Annotated in this window: 25 protein-coding genes and 1 tRNA gene; 17 read left to right on the plus strand and 9 right to left on the minus strand. The window is 63.3% G+C overall.

What is annotated here, in order from left to right; all coding sequences use genetic code 11:
- The first annotated feature begins 204 nt into the window (after positions 1–204).
- Positions 205–295, plus strand: a tRNA-Ser gene (locus CK227_RS22070).
- Between the two features lie 28 nt (positions 296–323).
- On the opposite strand, the gene CK227_RS37345 is transcribed toward CK227_RS22070, so the two are convergent.
- Positions 324–488, minus strand: coding sequence for a hypothetical protein (locus CK227_RS37345; protein WP_245318002.1), 165 nt, complete (start codon positions 486–488; stop codon positions 324–326).
- A gap of 505 nt (positions 489–993) precedes the next feature.
- On the opposite strand from CK227_RS37345, the gene CK227_RS22080 reads away from it, so the two are divergent.
- A complete protein-coding gene (locus CK227_RS22080) occupies positions 994–2106 on the plus strand; it encodes a pyridoxal phosphate-dependent aminotransferase (RefSeq protein ID WP_095770736.1) in 1113 nt (370 codons plus the stop codon).
- Between the two features lie 5 nt (positions 2107–2111).
- On the opposite strand, the gene CK227_RS22085 is transcribed toward CK227_RS22080, so the two are convergent.
- On the minus strand, positions 2112–2633 hold the full coding sequence (locus tag CK227_RS22085; protein ID WP_095770737.1) for a MarR family winged helix-turn-helix transcriptional regulator: 522 nt from the start codon (positions 2631–2633) through the stop codon (positions 2112–2114).
- Positions 2634–2813: 180 nt separating this feature from the next.
- Here CK227_RS22085 and CK227_RS22090 point away from each other — a divergent pair, with 180 nt between their 5' ends.
- The 7 genes from CK227_RS22090 to CK227_RS22120 all read left to right on the plus strand — a co-directional run bounded on the left by CK227_RS22090 (position 2814) and on the right by CK227_RS22120 (position 9852).
- Positions 2814–3098, plus strand: a complete 285-nt coding sequence (locus tag CK227_RS22090) for an acylphosphatase (protein ID WP_095770738.1) — start codon at positions 2814–2816, stop codon at positions 3096–3098.
- Between the two features lie 83 nt (positions 3099–3181).
- Positions 3182–3823: a TetR/AcrR family transcriptional regulator gene (locus CK227_RS22095; protein WP_095770739.1), complete on the plus strand. Its 642-nt coding sequence runs from the start codon at positions 3182–3184 to the stop codon at positions 3821–3823.
- Between the two features lie 73 nt (positions 3824–3896).
- Positions 3897–5060, plus strand: coding sequence for an isovaleryl-CoA dehydrogenase (locus CK227_RS22100; protein ID WP_095770740.1), 1164 nt, complete (start codon positions 3897–3899; stop codon positions 5058–5060).
- A 2-nt stretch (positions 5061–5062) separates the two neighbouring features.
- Positions 5063–6670, plus strand: a complete 1608-nt coding sequence (locus CK227_RS22105; RefSeq protein WP_095770741.1) for a carboxyl transferase domain-containing protein — start codon at positions 5063–5065, stop codon at positions 6668–6670.
- A gap of 1 nt (position 6671) precedes the next feature.
- Complete coding sequence (locus tag CK227_RS22110) at positions 6672–7202, plus strand: O-acetyl-ADP-ribose deacetylase (protein ID WP_095770742.1); 531 nt, start codon at positions 6672–6674, stop codon at positions 7200–7202.
- Between the two features lie 120 nt (positions 7203–7322).
- A complete protein-coding gene (locus tag CK227_RS22115) occupies positions 7323–7691 on the plus strand; it encodes a hypothetical protein (protein ID WP_095770743.1) in 369 nt (122 codons plus the stop codon).
- 175 nt (positions 7692–7866) lie between these two features.
- Entirely contained in the window at positions 7867–9852 is a 1986-nt protein-coding gene (locus tag CK227_RS22120; RefSeq protein WP_095770744.1) for an acetyl/propionyl/methylcrotonyl-CoA carboxylase subunit alpha, read from the plus strand.
- Between the two features lie 80 nt (positions 9853–9932).
- Here the strand turns inward: CK227_RS22120 and CK227_RS22125 are convergent, their stop codons facing one another.
- Together CK227_RS22125 and CK227_RS22130 are read right to left on the minus strand one after the other, a co-directional pair.
- Positions 9933–11054: a branched-chain amino acid ABC transporter substrate-binding protein gene (locus CK227_RS22125; protein WP_095770745.1), complete on the minus strand. Its 1122-nt coding sequence runs from the start codon at positions 11052–11054 to the stop codon at positions 9933–9935.
- A 428-nt stretch (positions 11055–11482) separates the two neighbouring features.
- Positions 11483–11749 (minus strand): sel1 repeat family protein, encoded by a 267-nt coding sequence (locus CK227_RS22130; RefSeq protein WP_010915070.1) that lies wholly within the window; start codon positions 11747–11749, stop codon positions 11483–11485.
- A gap of 438 nt (positions 11750–12187) precedes the next feature.
- On the opposite strand from CK227_RS22130, the gene CK227_RS22135 reads away from it, so the two are divergent.
- The 5 genes from CK227_RS22135 (at position 12188) to CK227_RS22150 (ending at position 15860) form a co-directional block, all read left to right on the plus strand.
- A complete protein-coding gene (locus CK227_RS22135) occupies positions 12188–12529 on the plus strand; it encodes a DUF2147 domain-containing protein (RefSeq protein WP_095770746.1) in 342 nt (113 codons plus the stop codon).
- A 222-nt stretch (positions 12530–12751) separates the two neighbouring features.
- Complete coding sequence (locus tag CK227_RS36810) at positions 12752–12907, plus strand: hypothetical protein (protein ID WP_167514750.1); 156 nt, start codon at positions 12752–12754, stop codon at positions 12905–12907.
- 35 nt (positions 12908–12942) lie between these two features.
- The gene (locus CK227_RS22140; RefSeq protein ID WP_095770747.1) at positions 12943–13137 is read left to right on the plus strand and encodes a hypothetical protein; all 195 of its coding nucleotides are present in this window, start codon (positions 12943–12945) and stop codon (positions 13135–13137) included.
- A gap of 116 nt (positions 13138–13253) precedes the next feature.
- A complete protein-coding gene (locus CK227_RS22145) occupies positions 13254–14717 on the plus strand; it encodes an AMP nucleosidase (protein WP_245318004.1) in 1464 nt (487 codons plus the stop codon).
- 66 nt (positions 14718–14783) lie between these two features.
- Complete coding sequence (locus tag CK227_RS22150; protein WP_245318006.1) at positions 14784–15860, plus strand: endonuclease/exonuclease/phosphatase family protein; 1077 nt, start codon at positions 14784–14786, stop codon at positions 15858–15860.
- A 141-nt stretch (positions 15861–16001) separates the two neighbouring features.
- Here CK227_RS22150 and CK227_RS22155 read toward each other — a convergent pair whose 3' ends face one another.
- The 3 genes from CK227_RS22155 to CK227_RS36815 all read right to left on the minus strand — a co-directional run bounded on the left by CK227_RS22155 (position 16002) and on the right by CK227_RS36815 (position 18637).
- Positions 16002–16598, minus strand: a complete 597-nt coding sequence (locus CK227_RS22155) for a DUF922 domain-containing protein (RefSeq protein ID WP_095770749.1) — start codon at positions 16596–16598, stop codon at positions 16002–16004.
- A gap of 137 nt (positions 16599–16735) precedes the next feature.
- Positions 16736–18415, minus strand: coding sequence for an electron transfer flavoprotein-ubiquinone oxidoreductase (locus tag CK227_RS22160; RefSeq protein ID WP_095770940.1), 1680 nt, complete (start codon positions 18413–18415; stop codon positions 16736–16738).
- A gap of 63 nt (positions 18416–18478) precedes the next feature.
- Positions 18479–18637 (minus strand): hypothetical protein, encoded by a 159-nt coding sequence (locus CK227_RS36815; RefSeq protein ID WP_179295755.1) that lies wholly within the window; start codon positions 18635–18637, stop codon positions 18479–18481.
- On the opposite strand from CK227_RS36815, the gene CK227_RS22165 reads away from it, so the two are divergent.
- The 3 genes from CK227_RS22165 to CK227_RS22175 are packed head-to-tail and all read left to right on the plus strand — an operon-like array spanning position 18636 to position 21078.
- On the plus strand, positions 18636–19280 hold the full coding sequence (locus CK227_RS22165) for a hypothetical protein (RefSeq protein WP_095770750.1): 645 nt from the start codon (positions 18636–18638) through the stop codon (positions 19278–19280). The two genes, CK227_RS36815 and CK227_RS22165, sit on opposite strands and share 2 nt — an antisense overlap.
- 51 nt (positions 19281–19331) lie before the next feature.
- Complete coding sequence (locus CK227_RS22170; protein WP_179296330.1) at positions 19332–20207, plus strand: uracil-DNA glycosylase; 876 nt, start codon at positions 19332–19334, stop codon at positions 20205–20207.
- Positions 20208–20265: 58 nt separating this feature from the next.
- Positions 20266–21078: a helix-turn-helix transcriptional regulator gene (locus tag CK227_RS22175; RefSeq protein WP_095770751.1), complete on the plus strand. Its 813-nt coding sequence runs from the start codon at positions 20266–20268 to the stop codon at positions 21076–21078.
- Here CK227_RS22175 and CK227_RS22180 read toward each other — a convergent pair whose 3' ends face one another.
- Both CK227_RS22180 and CK227_RS22185 read right to left on the minus strand, forming a co-directional pair.
- Positions 21079–22038 carry a DMT family transporter gene (locus CK227_RS22180; RefSeq protein ID WP_095770942.1) on the minus strand — a complete coding sequence of 320 codons (960 nt, stop codon included), beginning with the start codon at positions 22036–22038 and terminating at the stop codon, positions 21079–21081.
- Positions 22035–24341: a xanthine dehydrogenase family protein molybdopterin-binding subunit gene (locus CK227_RS22185; RefSeq protein WP_095770943.1), complete on the minus strand. Its 2307-nt coding sequence runs from the start codon at positions 24339–24341 to the stop codon at positions 22035–22037. Before CK227_RS22185 ends, CK227_RS22180 begins: the two co-directional genes overlap by 4 nt.
- Positions 24342–24469: the final 128 nt, after the last annotated feature.

The raw sequence follows: 24469 nt of genomic DNA on the forward strand, positions 1-24469 counted from the left end.
TATTCACGGGCACATCCGGCAACCGGCTGACGGAATCAAGGCGAGGCGACGAATCACGTGCCAGGGATTCGCCGCAGAACCGCCGCCGCTGGGAAAGCCACGGCGCGGCATGCGATTATTTTTCGACAGAATGACTTCTTTTTCCGAGATAATGGCCGGGGCTTGTTGATTGTGCCGGCGCTTTTCTTTATCCAGCGGCGCAACGGAGAGGTGGCCGAGTGGTCGAAGGCGCTCCCCTGCTAAGGGAGTAGAGGTCAAAAGCTTCTCGTGGGTTCGAATCCCATCCTCTCCGCCACCCTATGCCCTGCAGACTTCGAATCACATCAATCAGGCCATGTCGCCTCAACCATCCGGCCGAGACTCACAAGCGCATTGGCCAGCCCCATCCGGATAGCGGGACGGCCGCCGTCGATCTTGAGCGCTTTCTCATAAGGCGGCGCCACGATGTCGGCCTTGCCGAATTCGGCGTAGGCTCGACCAGCGCGCAAAGCGCCTCAACCCAGTCGGCATTCAGCTCGCAAGCACGTTCAAAATGCCTCATCGCATGCACATGCTCGCCGACCTTCAAATAGGTCTCACCCAGTGTCAAATGGTAGTGCAGATTTTGAGGGACCTCTTTTACCACTCGCTCAACAAACCGAATGGCCATTTGGTCTAGGCCGAGCGCAAAGGATGTCCAGTTTATGAGCCAATACGCGCTGACAAAGTGCCTCCGCATCCAGCAACCGATTTGCCCGATGCAATTCGACAGCCTGCCTGAGCAATGCATCATCAGCCTGTGCACGGGATAGTGGGCTTGCTTTCGGATGGGTGATTTCGGTCCGGACGAAATTTTCTGATGCTTCGACCAGGCGGGCGGCAGACGATTGTTCATGGTCCTTCGCTAGCAAAAAGAGGCGCCGGAATCCGGCGTTACGGCTGCAGATCGCAGGGTGCTTGCACGGCCAGGCTGGTCACGCTAGCAAGGAGGCCCTTTCCAAGCGAGCTTCCCCCATGCGTCTGCGCCCTGCCCTTTCGCCGCTTATCGCAGCACTTCCCTCGACCGTGCCTTTTGTCGGCCCGGAAGCGCAGGAGCGTGAACGCGGGCGGGCTTTTCGTGCCCGCATCGGCGCCAATGAGAGCAGTTTTGGCCCATCGCCACGCGTCATCGCCCGCATGGAGCGCGTGGCGCGCGATCAGTGGATGTATTGCGATCCCGACAATTACGAGCTGAAGGTCGCGGCTGCCGCGCATCATGACGTGGCGATCGAGAACGTCGTTGTCGGCGAAGGCATCGACGGGCTGCTCAGCCTGGTGGCGCGCATGTATGTGGCGGCTGGCGATGCCGTGGTCACCTCGCTCGGCGCTTATCCAACCTTCAACTTCCATATTGCCGGCGTCGGCGGGCGGCTGGTGACAGTCCGTTACGAGAACGACCGCGAAAGCCTGGATGGTTTGCTTAAGGCGGTCGTCAAGGAGAAGGCCCCGCTGGTCTATCTGTCCAACCCGGACAATCCGATGGGCAGTTGGTGGGAAGCGGACGAGGTGATCCGCTTCATCGAGGCATTGCCTGAGACCACCATGCTGGTGCTCGACGAGGCCTATGGCGAATTGGGGCCGGCCTCGGCCCTGCCGCCGATCGATATCTCGCGACCAAATGTCATCCGCATGCGAACCTTTTCAAAGGCTTATGGGCTTGCCGGGATACGCTGCGGCTATGCGATTGCGGAGGCGCAGGTGATCCGCGACTTCGAGAAGATCCGCAACCATTACGGCGTCAGCCGCATGGCGCAGATCGCCGGCGTCGAGGCACTCGCCGACCAGCCCTATCTCGAGACGGTGGTGGCGCGGGTGTCTGCCGGGCGCCGGCGCATCGCTGATATCGCCGAGCAGAACGGGTTGAAGCCGCTGGCCTCGGCGACCAATTTCGTCACCATCGACTGCGGCCATGACGGCCCCTTCGCGCTGAAAGTGCTGCAAGGTCTGCTGTCACGTGATGTGTTCATCCGCAAGCCGATGGCGCCAGGACTCGACCGCTGCATTCGCGTCAGCGTCGGCCTCGACCACGAACTGGATATCTTTGCCGAGGAATTGCCGGGCGCGCTGGCGGCGGCGCGGGGGAACTAGGCAATTCAGCTGCGTTCGGATGCTGGCGCTGCGCTTAGCAGATGCCTGACGCGTGCCAATATATCCGACAACTCGGCCGCTTCCTCGTCGCCCAGGTCCACGGTCAGGCGGGTGAGATCGCGATCCGCGGCTGCCTGGAGTGTGGCAAGCGCGGCCTGGCCGCGAACGGTGAGCGAGAGGACGCGACCGCGCAGAGCCCCAGGGCCGGTGCGCATTTCGGTCAAGCCCGCGGCAAAGAGTTTTCTAAGGATTCTCGTGACATAGGCCGGATCCAGTTGGAGTTCCCTGGCAATGCCGGACGCTGCTGGCCCGAAATCGGTTTGAAACGCCCGTGCCAGAAAGCCTGCCTTGCCGCCAGGGGCGGCAGCAATACGGCCAGGTCGACGGCCCAGTTCGAACAGCACCCGCGCCTCGGTCAGCGTAAAGGCGCTGTGCGTCAAGGTTTCGTCGAGCAGCCCGACCAGGCCGGTATAGAACCGGTTGAAGCATCTGAGATCGCGGACCAAGGCACTCCGATCGGCTGGCATGTCATGCGCCTTCCCTGAGATTCCACATCGGTGGATCATTGCGTAAAAGTTGATCAAGTCAACTTTTTATTGGATCAAGTCATCCATCTTACGAGCAAGCCTCGGCTTCCGTTCGATAGTCCCTTCAAGCCAGTTGCCTTCGCTCGATCCTGCGCCAGACTCTATGCAAGGGAGCGCACGATGAACGATCGGAAAAGGGCCGTGCAGGCCCGCGTACACGGCAGGGTGCAAGGCGTCGGCTACAGGATCTGGGCGAGAGGCGAAGCGGCAGGGCTTGGGCTGGTGGGCTGGGTGCGCAACGAAAGAGACGGCACGGTAACGGCATGGCTCGCCGGCGCCGAAACGGCTGTTTCGTCCATGATCGAACGGCTTCGGCAGGGCCCGGCGGGCGCTTCAGTCTCCCGAGTCGATGTCGAGGAGATCGAGACCTGGACCGCGCCTGGAGATTTCAGAATCGTCGCATAGGCGCATGCGCATCATTTGACTAGACTGGCACTCTTGAATTAATTGAACGTTCGTTTTATTTTTGTCAGCCTAACGAGGCGATCATGGCGCGCACCACGGGATCCGACGGCGAGCGAACCGAGGCGGCAGTCCGCGAAGCGGCGGTCAACCTGATCGCACGCTATGGCTACGAGGCGATGTCGATGCGCCGGCTGGCGGCCGAGGTCGGCGTGCAGGCGGCCGCGCTCTATCGCTATTTCCCGACCAAGGAAGACCTGCTGTTCACTCTGATGCGCGAGCACATGGAGGGGCTTCGCCAGGCCTGGGAACACACGAGGCCAACCGATGCAGATCCGGCGGAGCAGCTTGCGGCCTATGTGCGCAACCACATCGCTTTCCACATCGAGCGCCGGCATGCCACGCATGTGTCGAACATGGAACTGCGCAGCCTGTCGCCCGACAGGCTGACCCAGATCCTGCGCATGCGCACAGCCTACGAAAAGGAACTGCGCAGCATCTTGCGCGAAGGCGCCGAGGCCGGCGACTTCAGCATCGAGGACACCGGTCTGACGGCCATGGCGCTGATCCAGATGATGACCGGCGTCATCGTCTGGTTTCGCCCGGGCGAGCGGCTGTCGGTCTCTGAAGTGACGGCGACATATCTTTCGATGACAATGCGCCTGGTTGGCGCGAGGATGGATACCTGCAGCGCCGCACGTCCCTCGGACGTGCAAAGGACGCTGTAGCACTTGAATTTTGCGCATGATCCTTTCCGAAAATCGAAGTCGATTTTCGGGGTCATGCGGCGGGAGGAACGCCATGTACACCAACACGCTCAGCTTCGGGTATGACGAGGACATCGAGGCGCTGCGCGATATGGTGCGGCGCTTCGCCCAGGACAGGATCGCCCCGATCGCCGGCGATATCGACCGCCAGAACGAATTTCCGGCGCATCTGTGGCGCGAGCTCGGCGAACTCGGCCTGCTCGGCATCACCGCCGATCCCGAGTTCGGCGGCAGCGGCATGGGTTATCTCGCCCATGTGATTGCGGTGGAGGAAATCTCCCGCGCGTCGGCTTCGGTCGGTCTTTCCTACGGCGCCCACTCCAACCTCTGCGTCAACCAGATCAACCGCTGGGCGACGCCGGCGCAGAAGGAAAAGTTCCTGCCGCCGCTGTGTTCGGGCGAGCGTGTCGGCGCGCTGGCGATGTCTGAATCCGGCGCCGGCTCGGACGTCGTCTCGCTCAAGCTGCGCGCCGAAAAGCGCAATGACCGCTATGTGCTCAACGGCACCAAGATGTGGATCACCAACGGCCCGGACGCCGATACGCTTGTCGTCTATGCCAAGACCGACCCGGAGCGGAAATCGCGCGGCATCACCGCCTTCATCGTCGAGAAGGCCATGACGGGATTCTCCGTGGCGCAGAAACTCGACAAACTCGGCATGCGCGGCTCCAGCACCGGCGAACTGGTGTTTGAAAATGTCGAGGTACCGTTCGACAATTTGCTGCATGAGGAAGGACGCGGCGTCGAGGTGCTGATGTCGGGCCTAGACTATGAGCGCACGGTGCTCGCCGGCGGCCCGATCGGCCTGATGGCAGCCTGCCTCGACGTGGTGATTCCCTATGTGCACGAACGCAAGCAGTTCGGCCAGCCGATCGGCGAGTTTCAGCTGGTGCAAGGCAAGCTTGCCGACATGTACACGGTGATGAACGCCGCGCGCGCCTACGTCTACGCCGTCGCGGCCGCCTGCGACCGCGGCCAGACCACCCGCAAGGACGCCGCCGGCTGTGTTTTGTTCGCCGCCGAAAAGGCGACGCAGATGGCGTTGGACGCCATCCAGCTGCTGGGCGGCAACGGCTACATCAACGATTATCCGACCGGCCGGCTGCTGCGCGACGCCAAGCTTTACGAGATCGGCGCCGGCACCAGCGAAATCCGGCGCTGGCTCATCGGCCGCGAGATCATGGCGGAGGGGGTGTGAGCATGGCCGTCCTGCAGACTCAGATCTCCCCCTCCTCCGACATCTTCCGCGCCAATGCCGATCGCATGCGCGCGCTGGTCGCCGACATCGCCGAAAAGGCCGCGACCGTCGAGCGCGGCGGCTCGGAGGAGGCGCGCGAGCGCCATATTTCGCGTGGAAAGCTGCTGCCGCGCGAACGCCTGGCACAATTGCTCGACACTGGTTCGCCCTTCCTCGAGATCGGCCAGTTCGCGGCGTGGTCGATGTATGGCGAGGAGATTTCCTCGGCCGGCATGATCGCCGGCGTCGGCCGGGTCGAGGGCACCGAGGTGATGGTCGTCGTCAACGATGCCACGGTGAAGGGCGGCACCTACTATCCATTGACGGTGAAAAAGCATCTGCGCGCGCAGGAAATCGCGCTGCAGAACAATCTGCCCTGCATCTATCTGGTCGACAGCGGCGGCGCCAATCTGCCCAACCAGGACGAGGTGTTTCCCGACCGCGAGCATTTCGGCCGCATCTTCTACAACCAGGCCAACATGTCGGCGGCCGGCATCCCGCAGATCGCCTGTGTCATGGGGTCCTGCACGGCGGGAGGCGCCTATGTGCCGGCGATGTCGGACGAGACGATCATGGTGCGCAACCAGGCAACCATTTTTCTCGGCGGCCCACCGCTGGTGAAGGCGGCCACCGGCGAGGACGTCAGCGCCGAGGATCTGGGGGGCGCGGATGTGCATACGCGGCTCTCCGGCGTTGCCGACCACTATGCGATGGACGACGAACATGCGCTCGCCATCTGCCGGCGCATAGTCAAAAACCTGAATCGGAACAAGACCGTAAGCCTAAACTTACAGAGATCGATTCCGCCGCTTCATCCGGCGGATGAACTCTACGGCGTCGTGCCGACCGATTTGCGCCAGCCCTATGACGTGCGCGAGGTGATCGCGCGCCTCGTCGACGGTTCCGAGTTCGACGAGTTCAAGCAGAATTACGGCACGACGCTGATCACCGGTTTTGCCCATCTCCACGGCATGCCGGTCGGCATCATCGCCAACAATGGCGTGCTGTTTTCCGAAAGCGCGCTGAAGGGCGCGCATTTCATCGAGCTGTGCTGCCAGCGCGGGATCCCGCTGGTCTTTCTGCAGAACATCACCGGCTTCATGGTCGGCCGGAAATACGAGGCCGGCGGCATTGCCAAGGATGGCGCCAAGCTGGTGATGGCGGTTGCCACCGCCAGGGTGCCGAAGGTGACCGTGATCATCGGCGGCTCGTTCGGCGCCGGCAATTACGGCATGTGCGGCCGCGCTTACTCGCCGCGCTTCCTGTGGATGTGGCCGAATGCGCGCATCTCGGTGATGGGCGGCGAACAGGCGGCAACCGTGCTCGCCATGGTCAAGCGCGAAGGCATCGAGCGCAAGGGCGGCGAGTGGAGCGCCGAGGAGGAAGCGAAATTCAAGAAGCCGATCCTGATGAAATACGAGCATGAGGGCCATCCGCTCTACTCGTCGGCCCGCCTCTGGGACGACGGCATCATCGATCCGGCGAAGACGCGCGAGGTGCTGGCGCTCAGCCTTTCCGCGTCGCTCAACGCCGAGATCGAGGACACGCGCTTCGGCGTGTTCAGGATGTGAGATGAGCAAGGCGTTGGACAGGATCCGCATTCACACCGGGGACATCACGAAGCTGGATGTCGACGCCATCGTCAATGCCGCCAACACCTCGCTTCTCGGCGGCGGTGGAGTCGATGGCGCCATCCACCGCGCGGCGGGTCGTGAGCTCGAGGTCGAATGCCGGATGTTGAACGGATGCAGGGTCGGCGACGCCAAGATCACCAAGGGTTACAAGCTGCCGGCTCGACATATCATCCACACTGTCGGGCCGGTCTGGCAGGGCGGCGGCAAGGGCGAAGCCGAACTGCTGGCCTCTTGCTATCGCAGGTCGCTGGAACTCGCGACCGCCAATGATTGCCGTTCGGTGGCGTTTCCCGCGATCTCGACCGGTGTTTACCGCTACCCCAGGGCTGAGGCGACCGAAATCGCCGTCGGCACTGTCAGCATGATCATTGAAGAGAAACCCATGCCCGAAACCGTCATCTTCTGCTGCTTCGACGAGCATACGGCGGAACTATACCGGCGAACCGTTGCTGCGCTCCGGGAGGGTTGAACTGTATGGACCAATCGATTCATCAGCATAGGCAGCGTCGAATCTCCGCTGGCGAACTGGCGTCGAGACAAAATATTCGCTACTGCTTGTCCCGTGCAATGCAATGGGGACAGGGTGGGAATGGAACTGAAATATTGCCGGGGGATGGCTGCCTCGATACTTGCATCCATACTAATATTCACCACAGCTGGCGCCGGCCAGGCCGGATCACTCGCAGGAAGCAAGGGAGACGTGCGTTTTCCGCCGACCGTGGGCTCGGGCGAATGCAACGTTGCCTACAAGGGCTACGTTGCGGCGAGCGGTCATTCGGCCTACGCCACGACCTTTTATTCGCGAGTCGTCGACCTCTACATCATCTGCGGGACGAAGCTCAACGCACCTTCCCAGAAGGCCGCGGAGGAGATGGCGCTGCGCAACTGCCAGGCTGGATTGACGCGTTGGAAGCTAAAGACCGCAAGTGGCGGCTGCGCGATCTCGGCATCGAAATAGGCACATGCGCTTCGCTCGTAGAGCGCTCCCTTGGTAAGGGGGCGCTCTATATCAAGTGCCGAACTGCAAGGCAGCATCCGGCAAACGGAAAGCCTATCCATATAGGTTTGCGACCCAGAGGGGGCGCGAAGGAACGCCTGCGTCGCTTTCAGCAAGGCCTGGCTACGGAGGCTCCATGTTCAGCAAGATCCTGATCGCCAATCGCGGCGAGATCGCCTCCCGTGTCATCCGCACGGCCCGCAAGATGGGCGTGCACACCGTCGCCGTCTATTCTGACGCCGACGCGAAATCCCTGCATGTCGAGATGGCCGACGAGGCCGTTCACATCGGCCCCTCGCCGGTCGGTGAGAGTTACTTGCGGGGGGACCGGATTGTCGCGGCGGCGCTTTCGACGGGGACGCAAGCCATCCATCCCGGTTACGGCTTCCTGTCGGAAAATCCTGATTTCGTCGACCAGGTGGTGGCGGCGGGGCTCACCTTCATCGGCCCATCGGCGGCCTCGATCCGCGCCATGGGGCTGAAGGACGCCGCCAAGCGGCTGATGGAGAAAGCCGGCGTTCCCGTCGTTCCAGGCTATCATGGCGAAGCGCAGGAGATCGTGCTGCTTGCCTCCAAGGCACGCGAGATCGGCTATCCCGTGCTGATCAAGGCGCGCGCCGGCGGCGGCGGCAAGGGCATGCGGCGCGTCGAACATCCCGATGATTTCTCCGAGGCGCTGTCCGGCGCCCGGCGCGAGGCAAAGGCTGCTTTCGGCGACGACCGCGTGCTTGTCGAAAAATATGTCGACAAGCCACGGCACATAGAAGTGCAGGTGTTCGGCGACAATTTCGGCAACGCGGTGCATCTCTACGAACGCGACTGCTCGGCGCAGCGCCGCCACCAGAAGGTGATCGAGGAAGCCCCTGCCCCCGGCATGACGCCGGCGCTGCGCAAGGCGATGACGGAAGCCGCCGTGAAGGCCGCAAAGGCGATCGGCTACTCAGGCGCCGGCACCATCGAGTTCATCGTCGATGCCTCGCAAGGCCTCAAGCCCGACCGCTTCTGGTTCATGGAGATGAACACCCGCCTGCAGGTCGAGCACCCCGTCACCGAAATGGTCACCGGCACCGATCTGGTCGAGTGGCAGCTGCGGGTTGCCAGCGGCGAAAAGTTGCCGAAGACGCAGAGCGAGATCGCGCTGACCGGCCATGCCCTGGAGGCGCGCATCTATGCCGAGGATGCGGCAAAGGGGTTCCTGCCCGCAACGGGCACGCTGCATCATCTGAAGTTCCCTGAGGCGGCCTGCGAGGGCGCCACGATGCGCGTCGAAACCGGCGTGCGGGCCGGCGATGCCATCTCCCCCTATTACGATCCGATGATCGCCAAGCTGGTGGTTCATGCAAAGGACAGGCAAGCAGCGTTGGAAGCGCTCGGCGCGGCGCTGTCGCGGACCGAAATCGCCGGTTCCACCGTCAACACCGGCTTCCTTGCCGCCCTTGCCGCCGATCCCGACTTTTGTGCTGGTGACGTCGACACCGGCCTGATCGGCAGACATCAGGCGGCACTGACCGGCGTCGCGCCGCCGACCGGCGAAATCGTCTCGGCAGCAGCCCTTGCCGCCTCCGGCGCAGCAGCCTTGCCGCCATCGAACGACCCATGGTCGTCGCTTTCCGGCTACGCGCATTTCCACGGCGTGGCGCGGCGCACGCGGCTGAAGTTCGGCGAGGCCGATATACTGGCAAAGGTTTCAGTGCGGCCGGACGGGCGCTTCCAGGTGGCGCTCGATGCGCCCTATGACAGCACCAATTCGCATGATTTTCGCGCCGCTCCGCGCCTTGCCCGCTGGCCTGGCCACATCACGGTGTTCGAAGGCGCCGTCGGCTACACATTCGCGGTGACGGACCCGTTGGCACGGAGCGATGACGCGGCCGCCGCTTCCGGCAGCCTGCGCGCGCCGATGCCGGGTCTGGTCAAGCTGGTGCGCGTGGCTAAGGGCGACGCGGTGATCAAGGGGCAACCGTTGCTGATCCTCGAGGCGATGAAGATGGAGCACACCATTGCCGCCCCGCATGACGCGGTGGTTGCCGAGATCGCCGCGGAAGGGGCGCAGGTCACCGACGGGACTGTGCTGGTGCGGTTCGTAGAGGAACAGAGCGCCCAGACCGCTGCCGCGGGCCGATGAGCGGAACGCTTCGCGAACGGCAAACAAAATGGCCGGGGTGAAATCCCGGCCATTTCCTTGAATTACATCACTACCCGAGATTACTGCGCGATCGGCGCGTACTTGCCGTCATGCCACTGGTTGATGTCGTAGCTGGCGTTCTTGAGGTCGCCCTTCTCGTCGAAGGTGACGTCGCCGACAACGGTGCTGATCGGCGTGCCGTTCTTCAACGCTTCGGCAACCTTGGCCGGATCGTCGCTGCCGGCGCGCTTGATGCCTTCGGCGAAAGCCTGGACCACGGCGTAGGAGAACAGCGTGAAGCCTTCCGGCACGAAGCCGCCGGCCTTGATCTTTTCTACAGCGGCCTTGGCTTCCGGCTTTGCCTGCGGGTCCGACGGGAAGACGAACATGGTGCCTTCCCCAGCCGGGCCGGCAACCTGCCAGAATTCCGGCGAGGCGATGGAGTCCGGCATGATCAGCTGGAACTTCAGGTTTTGTTCGGCCGACTGACGCAGGATCAGGCCGGCTTCCGGATGGTAGCCGCCGAAATAAACGACGTCGGCCTTGAGATCCTTCAGCTTGGTGACGAGCGCCGAATAGTCCTTCTCGCCGGGATTGATGGCGTCATAATAGACTTCCTTGAGGCCGCCAGTGTTCATGGTCGCCCTGACGGCATCGGCCACGCCCTGACCGTAAGCGCTCTTGTCGTGCAGGATGACGACATTCTTGCCGGCATATTTCTTGGCGATCCACGGGCCGATGAAGGCGCCCTGTGCATCGTCACGCGTATAGAGGCGCATGATGGTCGGCCAGCCGGCCTTGGCGGCCGCGTCGGTCAGCACCGGGTTCGAGGAAGCCGGGCTCATCATCAGCGCACCGGCCTCGGCATAGACGGCCGAAGCGGGAATGCTCGAGCCCGAGCAGGCATGGCCGTCGATGAACTTGACGCCGTTGGCGACGATGCGGTTGGCGACCGACACGGCCTGCTTGGGATCGCACTGGTCGTCCTCGATGTCGAGCTTGATCATCGAGCCGTTGACGCCGCCGGCGGCGTTGATGGCGTCGGCGGCGGCCTGTGCGCCCTGCTTGAACTGGTCGCCGATGGTGGCGAGCTGTCCGGTCATCGGGCCGACCACCGAAACGGTGATGTCGTCCGCGAATGCCACTGGCGCACTCATCATCAGGCCGAAAATGGCCGCGCTCAAAATACACATTTTTTTCATGGCAATAGAACTCCTCCACTCACGCGCGGCCGCCCCGGCCGCGCTTCTTCCAGAGAGGCGGGACAATTTCATCCTTCATTGGGCCTGTCTAGGCGCATTGGCGCCACTCGATTGGGCCTGCGAGCCCTCATCGACGCAAAAAGCCACGCCAGCCTTGTTCCGGCTGGTCGTGGCTGTTTGCCTATCGGGCTGTTTCCCCAGCGCCCCCGCGCCGCGAACCCCAACGTGGCCTTCCCTGTCGTCCCTGCCATGATCCGAAGAAACGGATTCTTTTCGGGATCATGGTCCGTCGCACGGCTTGGGCCTGTCCGGCTGCCGCATTCTTGTCGTTCATGGCCTGTGGTCTGGCTGTCTGCGCAGCCTTATCCCTGTTTTGGCCCGACCGTCTTGGAGCGGTCTTGGCCGGAGCATCCCCGTCTGCCGGAAATCTAGTGCATGGTCATCCATTCGCGGGCTTCGCGCAGCGCCTTGGCGATCTCGACCTTCGACATGGCGGCCGACAGTTCCGAGCGCAGTTCCGCGGCACGGGCCGAGCCCTTGATGGCGGCGATGTTGAACCATTTGTGGGCGGCAACCACGTCGGTTTCGCAATCGCGACCGGTCGCATACATCATGCCCAGTTCGAAAAGAATGTCGGCCTGGGCAGTTGCCCCCATGGCGCCGAAACCTGCTTCAAGCATTTCAAAACGTGCCATTTTAGTCCCCTGTCTGGCTCCCGAGAGCTGCCTCCGTTCGTCTTGTCCGGGCCGCTCTTTCGATGCTTTCGAGAATGCCGATCAGGCTTGAATCCGCCGTTAAATGGCGTGCTTAATTTGAGGAAAACAAAGCTAAAACAATAGGTAAACGTGGAAATTCGTTAAGGATACGAAGCCAGCAATTCAGCCGATTTTCGTCAAATTCGACGAAAATTTTCCGAGCCTCGATCAACACTCCGCTAACCACGGGAAACAAACAGGACGCGCCGGTCGTTTTCATTTCCTCGCCGACGGCGTCAATTCAGGGGGCTTTGAAATGCCAAGATCTTCCGCAGCGGCACCGCTTTTGTTTTGCCAGGAGCTGGATTAGCTTACGTTTGCGTAAGCGGCAGACCGGCGAGGCGGAGAATTCGGCCGGCTATCCAAAGGGAGCAAGATATGTTTCGAAAAGTGAGCCTGGCTCTTGCAGCCACATTGATCATGGCGGGTGCGGCGTCGGCCGATCCGATCGAGGGCAATTGGAAAACGCAAGCCGGGGATACCGCTGCCATTTCAGGCAGCGACTCGTTTTCCATCACGCTCAAATCGGGCAAATATGCCGGCAAGACGATCGGCTCGCTCAAGGCGGCGGGCGACAACAAATATGCCGGCAGCATCACCGATCCTGCAAACGACAAGACCTATTCGGGCAAGGCGACATTGTCGGGCACCGCGCTCAAGATGAGCGGCTGCGTGCTTGGCGGACTGATCTGCAAGAGCCAGACCTGGCACAGGCTCTGATCAGCCTATCCTTGTGACATCCTGACGGGGCCCGGCGGGCCCCGTTTTCGTTTCACCGGCACGTCAAGCCTTGGGGCTCTTGCCCCCCGCTGCCGGTAGCCGCGCACGCCGGCGACCCGCCCAGATCCCGTCAATCAATTTGAACCGCAGATGAACACCGGCATCAGAGCCGGTTCAGAGGCATTGGGGCATTCTCCAGCGCGTTGAAGGAGACACGACCCAATGCTTGCTCGCCGCTTCACCATCGTCTGCCTGCTGATGAGCCTGTTTGGAATGTTCTTCGCCATCCTCGTCGCCGAAGCGGGCCGTTCGCCCCGCTCCTGGGATGAAGCCACCAGACTATGCCGCCTCGCCTGCCCGACCAACCTTCGCCACTGAAACAAAGAAACCCGGACCTCGAAAGCTCAGACATCATGACCCGCATCGCCGCCAACACTCTCAAGACCCTTCGGCTCCTGCCGCGGGCGGCGCTTATCCTGGTGCTCCTGGCCGCGCCGGTCCTGGCGGTGCCGATGATGCGTAGCGGCACCGGCTCGACGATCGAGGCGCCGGCCCTGAGGAAGTCCGGCGTGGGTTTCGTTCTGCTGGTCAGCCTGCAGCGGGGATAAAGAAAAATTCCGCTTTGAGCGCCTTCGGCAGCGACACCCCTCCCAACCGCTCGTCCAAGTCTCTATATTGAGCCATGGAAAAGCGAATCTACCCCCAAGCCATCGAATCTGTCGTCATGCCGGAGCCTTTTGGCCGGCAAAGCTTCGACAGCGCCGAAAAAGCAGTTGCCGCACTGCAGCTGCTTTACGACCGCAACACCAAGTTCCTGCGCGACGCCTTCGCGGCCCTGGCGGCCGCCGGCGGCGACAGCAGCAAGCGCTACCGCGCCTTCTATCCCGAGATCGGCGTCACCACGAGTTCCTTTACCCAGGTCGACTCGCGCCAAGCCTACGGCCATATGCCGACACCCGGCCATTTCGCCACCACGATCACGCAGCCGCACCTGTTCGAGAGCTATCTGGTCGAACAGCTGCGCCTGATCATGCGCAACCACGGTGTCTCGGTCACGGTCTCGGAATCGACCACGCCCATTCCGCTGCATTTCGCCTTCCTGGAGGGAACTTACGTCGACGGAGCCGCCGCGGAGCGCATCGAGCGGCCGATCCGCGACCTGTTCGACGTGCCGGATCTCGACGGCACCGACGACCAGATCGCCAACGGCACGTTCGAAGTGGCCTTCGGCGAACCAAGGCCGCTGGCGCCGTTCACGGCGCAGCGCATCGACTATTCGCTGCACCGCATGACCCACTATACGGCCACCAGCCCGCAGCATTTCCAGAACTTCGTGCTGTTCACCAACTACCAGTTCTACATCGACGAGTTCGTCGCCCGCGCCCGCGACCTGATGGAGAAGGGCGGCGGCGGTTACGCGGAATTCGTCGAGCCGGGCAATGTCGTGACCAAAGCCGGGCAGAACGCGCCCAGCGAAGGCGTTGGGCCGCAGCGCCTGCCGCAAATGCCGGCCTATCACCTGAAAAAGCCGAACCATGGCGGCATCACAATGGTCAACATCGGCGTCGGCCCTTCCAATGCCAAGACGATCACCGACCATATCGCCGTGCTGCGGCCGCATGCCTGGGTGATGCTTGGCCATTGCGCCGGGCTGCGCAACACCCAGGCGCTCGGCGACTATGTGCTGGCGCATGCCTATGTGCGCGAAGATCACGTGCTGGACGACGACCTTCCGGTCTGGGTTCCGATTCCGCCGTTGGCGGAAATCCAGGTTGCCCTGCAGGAAGCGGTCGCCGAAGTCACCGGCCTGTCCGGCTACGATCTGAAGCGCATCATGCGCACCGGCACGGTCGCCACCATCGACAACCGCAACTGGGAACTGCGCGACCAGCGTGGACCGGTGCAGCGCCTGTCGCAGTCGCGCGCCATCGCGCTCGACATGGAATCGGCGACGATCGCCGCCAATGGCTTCCGCTTCCGCGTCCCCTATGGCACGCTGCTGTGCGTTTCCGACAAACCGCTGCATGGCGAGTTGAAGCTGCCTGGCATGGCGACCGAGTTCTACAAGCGCCAGGTGGCGCAGCACCTTACCATCGGCATCAGGGCGATGGAGAAGCTGGCCGAGATGCCGATGGAGCGGCTGCATTCGCGCAAGCTCCGGAGCTTTTCGGAGACAGCGTTCCAATAGGCCGCCGCAGCGCCTGGGCGATGCATTTCGTCGTCTTGCCCGGGCGACAATTGGGCCGATAAGCAGATGGAACGGATCGTCAGGCGGCATTCGGCAGACACGACCTCGATGATGACAGGCGCGCGCTTGAAAATGATGGCTGGGTTGGCATTCCTGGCGATGACCGCGCTATCGGCCGCGCTGTTGGCCGGATTCTTCGGCACGCTGCATCCGGCCTTCGATTCCTTCTCGCATTTCCGCATTCACTTCAGCGTGCTCATGGCGCTTCTGGCACTGCCGCTGCTTGCCAGCTCGTTTCGGCTGCAAGCGGCAGCGGGGCTGCTGTTTGCCATCGCCTGCCTGGCCACGACGGCAAGCGCCCTGCCGAGGCTCTGGCCGCAGCCGGCGGTTGCCAAGCCCGCCGATCAGGCTGTCTACAGCCTGCTGCAGATGAATTTGCGCTTCAACAACCCGACGCCGAAGAAAGTGCTCTCCCTGATCGGCCGCGCCAACCCGGACGTGATCACCCTCGATGAGGTGTCGCAGATGTGGACGACCGAGCTTGGCTACATCGCCAGCGCCTATCCCTACCGTATCCTGTGCCCCTACCCGAACGGCATGTTCGGGGTGGCGTTGCTGTCGCGCCGGCCGTTCGTGGCCGGCACCACACCGCGCTGCGAGCCGCGCGGCGCGATGGCAACCGCCACCATCGACTTCGGCGGGATCGACGTCGATGTCGCCGCGATCCATTTGAGCTGGCCGTGGCCGAAGGAGCAATACTGGCAGATCGGCGAACTGGCGCAGACATTGGCCGGGTTGGGCGAGACCGCGATCATGGCCGGCGATTGCAACGCCGTGCCGTGGAGTGCGGCGGTGCGGCGGGTCGCGGCTTTCGGCGGGCTGACTCTTATGCCTTCGGCCGGGCCGACCTGGATCCACCGGACACTGCCCGACGTCCTGCGCCGCTATGCGGGCCTGCCGATCGACCAGGTGTTCAGCAAGGGCGGCTTGACGATCCTGTCTTCGAAGCGGCTGGAGGACACCGGCTCCGATCATCTGCCGGTGCTTGTCGAGTTCACGCTAAGGCCAGACGACAAGCAGCCTGAGAATGACCACGCCACCGCGCTCGCGGCGAGCGACTTGTCGGTGAAGCCGCAAAGCTGACACGCCAATCGAGCGGGGCTGGCGGCAAGGTCCCGCGATGGCGAGGGCTCTGGTCCCTTGTTCCAACGCAATTCCGAAGGGAAACCGCTGCGGCGCTTTCCCGGGAAAACCGCTTTACACTTTTCCTGGAATTGCCCTGGTTCAAGGTTTTCCGGTCAAGGCAGCGATCAGATGCTCGACATGGCCGCCATTGCGGTGTTCACGCCGATCGAAGGCGATTTGTTTGGCCTCATATTCGGCATAGATCGCCTGGATGCGCAGCCGCGCCTCGCGGCGCGTCTTGTGGCAGGACGGGTCGTTGGCGACCCGCAGGCCGGTTATCGACCTTTCCGTAGCGCGCATCATCTCCCTGGCGATGCGCCCATGTGTTTCCTCATGGGCGCGAACACCTGCGAAAAACCTGTACCAGCGCCTCCTCAGGGCCGGCGTCGCGGGCGAGGCAAGGCGCGGGAAGGTGTAGGAAAGATTCAGCGTGCCATTGCCCCCTCGCATCCGACAGAAGCCGTTGCCCTGGCCGGCGTCGAGATCCCAGTCGACGGTATAGGAGGTTGTGGCGATGGCGTGCGTCATGAAGCCGTGCCGGGGGCCTTGTCTGTCCATCGCGTCGATGAGGGCGGCGCCCGAGCCTCCCGTGACGTCGTAGGTCCGCGTCTGGACGACTGCCCTGGTGCCGGCCGAGGCCTGAGGCGCACACAGCGTCCCAATGGCGACGAGGCATGTCAGAACTATGCGGCGCATCGGCCTTCTCCCTATCCCCGGAGAAGGGAACCATAGACCGGCGGCCGTTTCAACGGTTCTGCTGACCTGCATGCCCTCGCAGCCGGCCCCCACCCACATTTTCTGCCGCCGAGGCCGAAACCGCCGGCCGCGCGACGTCACATGCCCTGGTAGACCGGACCCTCGCCGCCTTGCGGCGGCACCCAGTTGATGTTCTGGTTCGGATCCTTGATATCGCAAGTCTTGCAGTGGACGCAGTTCTGCGCGTTGATGACGAAGCGGACGTCTTTCGCCGCCGGATCGGCGGCGGCGTTGCCGTCCTTGTCGACCCATTCATAGACGCCGGCCGGGCAATAGCGTGTCGAAGGCCCGGCGAAGACATCGTGCTCGGACCGCTTCTGCAGTTCCATATCGCCGACCAGCAGATGGACCGGCTCGTTCTCTTCGTGGTTGGTGTTGGACAGGAACACCGAGGACAAGCGGTCGAAGGTCAGCACGCCGTCGGGCTTCGGATAGGCGATCTTCTTGTGCTGGGCGGCGGGCTCGAGCGTGGCATAGTCGGCCTTGCCGTGCTTCAGCGTGCCGAAGGGCGAGATGCCGAACAGCGTGTTCAGCCACATGTCGAGGCCGCCAAGACCGACGCCGACGATGGTGCCGAAGCGCGACCACAGCGGCTTGACGTTGCGAACCTTCTTCAAATCCTTGCCGATATCGGTCGCGCGCCAGGCTTGCTCGTAGGAAGTGAGCTCGTCATTGGCACGGCCGGCGCCGATCGCCTCGGCGACATGATCGGCCGCCAGCATGCCCGACAGGACTGCATTGTGGGAGCCCTTGATGCGCGGCACGTTGACGAAACCGGCAGCGCAACCCATCAGCGCGCCGCCCGGGAAGGACAGTTTCGGCACCGACTGCCAGCCGCCCTCGGTGATGGCGCGCGCGCCATAGCCGATCCGCTTGGCGCCCTCGAACGTGCCCGCGATCGCCGGATGGGTCTTGAAACGCTGGAATTCCTCGAAGGGCGACAGGTACGGGTTCTTGTAGTTGAGGTGGAGGACGAAGCCGACCGCCACCTGGTTGTCCTCGAGATGGTAGAGGAAGGAGCCACCGCCGGTCTTCATGTCGAGCGGCCAGCCGAAGGAATGCTGGACCAGGCCCGGCCGATGGTTCTCCGGCTTGACCTGCCAGAGTTCCTTGAGACCGATGCCGTATTTGCCTGGCTCGCGGCCGTCGGAAAGCTTGTACTTGGCGATCAACCGCTTGGCGAGCGAGCCGCGCGCGCCTTCGCCGATCAGCACGTACTTGCCCATCAGCGCCATGCCCGGCGCGAAGCCCGGGCCATGCGTGCCGTCCTTCTCGACGCCCATGTCGCCGGTGACGACGCCGGTGACGGCGCCCTCCTCATTGTAGAGCAGGCCGGCAGCGGCAAAGCCCGGATAGATCTCGACGCCGAGCGCCTCGGCCTTGCCAGCCAGCCAGCGGCAGACATTGCCGAGCGAGACGATGTAGTTGCCGTGATTGTTCATCAGCGGCGGCATCAATATGTTGGGCAGGCGGAACGAGCCGGCAGGGCCGAGCACCAGGAAATGATCCGCAGTGACCGGCGTCTTGAACGGGTGACCTTCTTCCTCGCGCCAACCGGGCAGCAGCCGGTCGATGCCGATCGGATCGACGACGGCGCCGGAGAGGATATGGGCGCCGACCTCGCCGCCCTTTTCCAGCACGACGACGGAAAGCTCGGGATTGACCTGCTTGAGGCGGATGGCGGCGGCAAGGCCGGCCGGACCGGCACCGACGATGACCACGTCGAATTCCATGCTTTCGCGTTCGATATCGCTCATCAACCCCTCCGCACTGGCTTGCCGCTGTCGCGTATCTTGCTGGCTCTTGCGCTGCATAGCGCATCAATTGGCGACAGGAAACCGGCGCAGACGTGACAATGCGGATTTGGCCAAAAAGTCGCGCATCTTGCGGCAGGGCAGCCATTTGCGCCCGGCGAGACCGGCCACGCCTGCGTTTTTTGATTGTTCGGCGGCTTGCTTATCGGCCATACTTCCGGCCATGCGCATTCCTGGGCCAGCGGGCTTTTCTTCGACGCGCTTTCTTTTCCCGCCCGGCCGGGTCCGCCGGGCGATTCTTCTGGCCCTTCTGGTGGCGGCACCGGGTCACGCCGCCGCGAACGAGGTGAAGGTCTGGGCGACAGGCGCCTATTCCTTCTCCGACGAGCTCGGCGGCTTCCGCATCACCGGAGCTTCCGGCATCGGAACCAAGGACGATCCGCTGGTCATCACCGAAGAGCTGAATTCGGCAACACCGGTGACGCTGACCATCCGCACGACAAAGCCGATCCAGACATTCGGCAAGGCGGGCGAATTCGCCAATGGCATCATGTATATGCGCATCAACGTGCTCAACAACAGCGGCCAGGCCTGGATCGAATTCCAGTTCGAGCTCCAGGAGGTATTGGATCAGCCGAGCGTGTTTGGAGACGGGCTTTCCTTCGACCAACGCAACAAGACGCCGGACAATATCTGGTCGAGCAATTTCGCCGATTTCGACCGGGAGTTCGAGCCTTACGACCGGCTGCTGTTCAAGGACGGCAAGGTCGACCCGCTGAAGACCGTCAGCTTCGAGTTCCTGATGACCGATTACACGCCGCGATGGACCTTCTATCTGGTGCAGGATCCGCGCATCCCGACCGGATAGGGCAAGCGGCCGGTCTTGCAAAATGCAGTCATGCGGACGAATGTGCGCGCCATGACTGCCGCGTCCCCCAACAGCCCGACCGATATTGCCGACATTTTGGCCTTCTATGCCAGCGCCGGTGTCGACGAGGCGCTGGAAGACGGCCCGGTAAATCGCTTCGCCGAGGCGGCGCCGAGACCTGTCGAGCGCGCGCCGGCGCTGGTGGCGCCACCTCCCGAAGAGAAGGCGCCGGAGCGGCCAGCGGCACCGCCCAGACTGGATGCAAGCAAGGTGCCTGATGCGCCCCCGGCGCGTTCATCGGTCGCCGCGGTGCCAGACGAAGCCCAGGCGGCGCTTGCGCGCCAGTTGGCGACAACGGCAACAACCCTGGAGGAGTTGCGCCAGCACATGGCTGCCTTCGACGGCTGCAACCTCAAGGCCACCGCCAAGAACCTGGTCTTCGCCGACGGAAACCCGGACGCCGAGGTGATGCTGGTGGGCGAAGCGCCGGGCCGCGACGAGGACATCGAGGGGCTGCCCTTCGTCGGCCGCTCGGGCCGGCTGCTCGACCGCATGCTGGCCGCAATCGGGCTCGACCGCACTTCGGTCTACATTGCCAATGTCATCCCGTGGCGGCCGCCGGGCAACCGCACGCCGACGCCGCACGAGACCGAGATCTGCCGGCCGTTCATCGAGCGGCAAATTGAACTGGTCAATCCCAAGGTGCTGGTCAACCTCGGCGGCCCGTCGGCCAAGACCTTGCTCAACACCTCGGAGGGCATTTTGCGGCTGCGCGGCAACTGGCGCGTCCACACCACGGCCTCCGGCATCGCCATCCCGGCCATGCCGACGCTGCATCCGGCCTATCTCCTGCGCACGCCGGCGCACAAGAAGCTGGCATGGCGGGATTTTCTCGAGGTGAAGGCGAAGCTGCGGGCACTCTCGTAGATCGCCATAACCTCGCAGGTAATTGAAATGCCGCCCCTGTCAGCCTAACCATCCTGCCATGACATCAGCCCAAACCTCCGCCGGCAGTCTGATCCGCGAATGGCGCACGCGCCGCCGCATGAGCCAGCTCGATCTCGCCATGGAGGCCGAAATCTCCCAGCGGCATCTGAGTTTTGTCGAGAGCGGCCGCGCCGCGCCCTCGCGCGACATGGTGCTGCATCTTGCAGAGCAGCTTTCGATCCCGCTAAGGCAGCGCAACCAGCTGCTGCTCGCTGCTGGCTTTGCACCGAGCTTCAGCGAACGGCCGCTCAGCGACACGACGCTGGCGCCAGCGATGGCGGCGATCGAGATCGTGCTCAAGGGGCATGAGCCCTTCCCGGCGCTGGCCGTGGACCGGCACTGGAACCTGGTTTCGGCGAATGCCGCGATTGCTCCCTTCCTCGCCGATATCACCGAGGCTTCGCTGCTGGCGCCACCGGTCAACGTCCTTCGCCTTTCCCTGCATCCCGGCGGCATCGCACCGCGCATCGTCAATCTCGCGGAATGGCGCACGCACCTGCTTGAGCGTCTCAAGCACCAGAACGATGCCAGCGGCGATCCGGTGCTGGTCGAACTGGAGGGCGAACTGCGCGCCTATCCGTCCGGGCTGAAGGGCAGCAGGCCAACGCCCGTCGAGCCGAATGCCATCGTGCATCCGCTGCGCCTCGCGCATGGCGATCAGGTGCTGTCGTTCATCAGCACAATCACCGTTTTCGGCACGCCGCTCGACGTGACCTTATCGGAACTGGCGATCGAGTCCTTCTTCCCCGCCGACGAGCAGACTCGTGCGGTACTGGTGCGGCTGGCGAAGGAGCGGTCGGAACGGTCCTGATCACCCCTGCGGCAGCGCCGCCTTGCGCGTTCGCGCGCGCTCCAGGCCCAGTTGCCGCTCGCGCCAGATGATGAAGATGCCGGCGGCCACCACGATCGCACCGCCAATCAGCGTGTTGAGCGAGGTCACGTCGCCGAAAATGAAATAGCCGACGACAACGCCGAGGATCATCGAGGTGTATTCGAAGGGCGCAACCACCGAGGCCTCGGCATGGCGATAGGCCGAGGTCATCAGGATCTGGCCGAGGCCGCCGCAGAAGCCGGCCATGACGAGCAGCGCGGCTTGCGTCGGCGTCAGAGCTTGCCAGCCGAAAGGCAGTGTCAGCAGCGAGAGCACGCTGGCGGTCGACGAGAACCACAGGACGATGGTCGCCGTCTTCTCCGTCTGCACGAGATTGCGCACGAGCAGCATGGCGACCGCCGAGATCGCCGCGGCCACCAGCGCGGCCATGACGCCCAGGACCTCCTGGTCGTCGAGCCCTTCATCCGAGTTGAGCAGCGTCAGCTCCGGCCAGGAAATGATGAGCACGCCGACAAGACCAACGGCGACCGCGCTCCAGCGATAGACGCGGATCGACTCGCCAAGGAAGACCGAGGAGAACACCACGACCAGCAGCGGCTGCGCATAGTTCAGAGTGATCGCCTCCGGCAACGGCAGCCTGGTGAGCGCGAAGAAGCCCAGCCCCATGGCGCCAACGCCGACGACGCCGCGCGCGACGTGGTTGAAGGGGCGTTTGGTGACGAATGCCGTCGGCAGCTGTCCCTTCACCGCCAGGAAGGCGATGATCGGGAAGATGGCGAAGAAGGAGCGGAAGAAGACGATCTGCCCGGCCGGCACGTCGCCGGCCGCCTTGATGCAGGTTTGCATGCCGACAAAGACCGCGACGGACACGATCTTCAGCGCGATGCCCCTCAGCGTGCCGTGGCCTGCCGTCGTTCCTGGTTCCGCCCCTGATGTCACGTCGGCGATGCGCCCCTGATCGCGGCCCAGATCCGCGCCGGCGTCGCCGGCATCTCGATATGCCTGATGCCATAGGCGCGCCACAGCGCATCGGTGACGGCATTGAGCGCCGCCGGTGTCGAGCCGATCGTGCCGGCCTCGCCCGCGCCCTTGATGCCCAGCGCATTGGTGGTCGAAGGCACGTTGCGGGTCTCGAAATGAAAGAACGGAAAATTGTCGGCGCGCGGCATTGCGTAGTCCATGAAGCTCGCCGTCAAGAGCTGCCCATCCTCGCCATGGATGGTGTTCTCAGTCAGCGCCTGGCCGATGCCTTGCACGACGCCGCCATGGACCTGGCCGGCGAGCAGGATCGGATTAACGGTGACGCCGAAATCGTCGACGATGGTGTAGCGGACGATCTCGGTCGCGCCGGTGTCGGGATCGATCTCGACCTCGCAGATGTGGGTGCCGTTCGGATAGGTGCACTCGTCCTGCACGAACTCGCCGAACCCCTTAAGGTCATCCGGCGTCTTCGCGGCCTTGGCGATGCTCGAGAAATCGATGCTCCGGTCTGTGCCGACGATGCGCGCAACGCCATCGGACAATTCGATATCGCCGGCCGAGGCCTCAAGCTCGTCGGCGGCGATGCGCTTGATCTTGTTGGCCAGATCCTCGCCCGCGCGGGAAGCTGACACACCTCCCAGCGGAATGGACCGCGAGCCGCCGGTGCCGCCGCCCGCCTTCAATTCGTCGGTGTCGCCCTGGCGGACATGGATCTTGTCGATGTCGAGATTGAGTTTTTCCGACAGGAACTGCGCATAGGCGGTAGCATGCCCCTGGCCGTTGGTCTGGGTGCCGATCTTCAGCGTCACCGTGCCGTCGCCATTGAGCTCGACAAAGGCCGGTTCGGAGCCCGGAAAGGCGCAGGCCTCGATATAGGTCGCCATGCCGATGCCGCGGATCTTGCCACCGGCTTTGGACTGTTCCAGCCGCTGCGGAAACGCCTTCCACTGCGACCGTTCGATGGCGCGGTCCATATGCCCTTCGAATTCGCCATTGTCGTAGAGCCGGCCTGTCTGCGTGCGATAAGGAAACTGCTCGGGCCGGATGAAATTGCGGCGGCGGATCTCTTCGACGGGCCGGCCAAGATCATGCGCGCAGGCATCGACCAGCTTTTCCAACAGGAACGCAGCCTCGGGTCGCCCGGCGCCGCGATAGGCGTCGACCGGGCAGGTGTTGGTGTAGAGGCCGGTCACCGAGACATCGAGCGCCCTGATATCATAGACGCCGGTCGACATGGTGACGCCGATATAGGGGATGAAAGGGCCATATTGCGAGACATAGGCGCCGATATTGGCAAGCAGGTCGACCCGCATTCCGAGGAAGCGGCCATCCTTGTCGAGCGCCATCTCGGCCGTCACCGCATTGTCGCGGCCTTGGGCGTCGGTGAGGAAATGTTCCGTGCGGTCGCTGGCCCATTTCACCGGACGGCCGAGCCGCTTCGCCGCCTCGAGCACCAGCGGATATTCGCGGTAGACGAAGCTCTTCGGCCCGAAACCGCCGCCAACATCGGGCGTGATGACGCGCAGCTGGTCCTTTTTGATCTTGAACACGCTGGCCAGGATGTACTGCATGGAATGCACGCCCTGCGACCCTGTGGTCAGCACGAAGCGGTTTTCCCCGACATTCCATTCGCCGATCGCCGAGCGCGGCTCCATGTAGTTGCAGACCAGCCGATTGTTGACGAATTCGATGCGCGTGACGTGAGCGGCCCCCGCGAAAGCCGCGTCCGTCTTCTTCTTGTCGCCGATATGATAGGTGAAGGCACGGTTGGAGCCGAGTTCCGGCCAGACCAGCGGCGTGCCCTCGGCAAGCGCCGTCGCGGTGCCGGAGGCAGCGTCCTCGCCGTCATAATCGACCTCGATCAGTTCGGCGGCATCCTGCGCCAAGGCGCGGCTGTCGGCGACGACAAAGGCAACCGCATCGCCGACATAATTGACTCGATCCCGGCACAGGATCGGAATGTCGCGCGTCGGCGCTTTGGTGCCGTCCGGTTGTACCTGCATGACGCCGGACTTTAGATCGCGCAGATGGGTGAGATCCTTGCCGGTCAGCACCAGATGGACGCCAGGAGCCGCCTTCGCCGCCGCGGTCGAACCAATGGTGAAGCTCGCCTTGGCGATCGGCGAGCGCAGGACATAGCCGTGTAGGACGCCGTCTGGCTGGATATCGTCGGTGTAGCGGCCCTGGCCCTGGATGAAGGCGGTATCCTCGCCCCGCAGCACGGAAGCGCCCATGCCGAATTTCGGTGTGACGACGGTCATGGCTGCCTCGCGGGATATGGAGAACGAATGCCTGAAATAGGCATCGGCCGAGTTTTGTCGAGGGACCATTTCGTGTAAAGAGCGCGGACTTCAAATTTCTTGGACCAGCGGGAACTCCGCGTCCAACG

Origin of the sequence: Mesorhizobium sp. WSM4308 (genome assembly GCF_002294905.1) — a bacterium.
In the GTDB taxonomy this organism is placed as follows: Bacteria; Pseudomonadota; Alphaproteobacteria; order Rhizobiales; family Rhizobiaceae; genus Mesorhizobium.

Coding starts and splice junctions, on each gene's coding strand:
- CK227_RS22155 (WP_095770749.1), bottom strand. CDS start 16,598: ATGCGCCGCATAGTTCTGACATGCCTCGTCGCCATTGGGACGCTGTGT.
- CK227_RS22090 (WP_095770738.1), top strand. CDS start 2,814: ATGAACGATCGGAAAAGGGCCGTGCAGGCCCGCGTACACGGCAGGGTG.
- CK227_RS36815 (WP_179295755.1), bottom strand. CDS start 18,637: ATGGCCGGAAGTATGGCCGATAAGCAAGCCGCCGAACAATCAAAAAAC.
- CK227_RS22140 (WP_095770747.1), top strand. CDS start 12,943: ATGACCCGCATCGCCGCCAACACTCTCAAGACCCTTCGGCTCCTGCCG.
- CK227_RS22175 (WP_095770751.1), top strand. CDS start 20,266: ATGACATCAGCCCAAACCTCCGCCGGCAGTCTGATCCGCGAATGGCGC.
- CK227_RS22135 (WP_095770746.1), top strand. CDS start 12,188: ATGTTTCGAAAAGTGAGCCTGGCTCTTGCAGCCACATTGATCATGGCG.
- CK227_RS22145 (WP_245318004.1), top strand. CDS start 13,254: ATGCCGGAGCCTTTTGGCCGGCAAAGCTTCGACAGCGCCGAAAAAGCA.
- CK227_RS22125 (WP_095770745.1), bottom strand. CDS start 11,054: ATGAAAAAAATGTGTATTTTGAGCGCGGCCATTTTCGGCCTGATGATG.
- CK227_RS36810 (WP_167514750.1), top strand. CDS start 12,752: ATGCTTGCTCGCCGCTTCACCATCGTCTGCCTGCTGATGAGCCTGTTT.
- CK227_RS22095 (WP_095770739.1), top strand. CDS start 3,182: ATGGCGCGCACCACGGGATCCGACGGCGAGCGAACCGAGGCGGCAGTC.
- CK227_RS22160 (WP_095770940.1), bottom strand. CDS start 18,415: ATGAGCGATATCGAACGCGAAAGCATGGAATTCGACGTGGTCATCGTC.
- CK227_RS22165 (WP_095770750.1), top strand. CDS start 18,636: ATGCGCATTCCTGGGCCAGCGGGCTTTTCTTCGACGCGCTTTCTTTTC.
- CK227_RS22150 (WP_245318006.1), top strand. CDS start 14,784: ATGGAACGGATCGTCAGGCGGCATTCGGCAGACACGACCTCGATGATG.
- CK227_RS22100 (WP_095770740.1), top strand. CDS start 3,897: ATGTACACCAACACGCTCAGCTTCGGGTATGACGAGGACATCGAGGCG.
- CK227_RS22120 (WP_095770744.1), top strand. CDS start 7,867: ATGTTCAGCAAGATCCTGATCGCCAATCGCGGCGAGATCGCCTCCCGT.
- CK227_RS22105 (WP_095770741.1), top strand. CDS start 5,063: ATGGCCGTCCTGCAGACTCAGATCTCCCCCTCCTCCGACATCTTCCGC.
- CK227_RS22080 (WP_095770736.1), top strand. CDS start 994: ATGCGTCTGCGCCCTGCCCTTTCGCCGCTTATCGCAGCACTTCCCTCG.
- CK227_RS22115 (WP_095770743.1), top strand. CDS start 7,323: ATGGAACTGAAATATTGCCGGGGGATGGCTGCCTCGATACTTGCATCC.
- CK227_RS22170 (WP_179296330.1), top strand. CDS start 19,332: ATGACTGCCGCGTCCCCCAACAGCCCGACCGATATTGCCGACATTTTG.
- CK227_RS22185 (WP_095770943.1), bottom strand. CDS start 24,341: ATGACCGTCGTCACACCGAAATTCGGCATGGGCGCTTCCGTGCTGCGG.
- CK227_RS22085 (WP_095770737.1), bottom strand. CDS start 2,633: ATGCCAGCCGATCGGAGTGCCTTGGTCCGCGATCTCAGATGCTTCAAC.
- CK227_RS22110 (WP_095770742.1), top strand. CDS start 6,672: ATGAGCAAGGCGTTGGACAGGATCCGCATTCACACCGGGGACATCACG.
- CK227_RS22130 (WP_010915070.1), bottom strand. CDS start 11,749: ATGGCACGTTTTGAAATGCTTGAAGCAGGTTTCGGCGCCATGGGGGCA.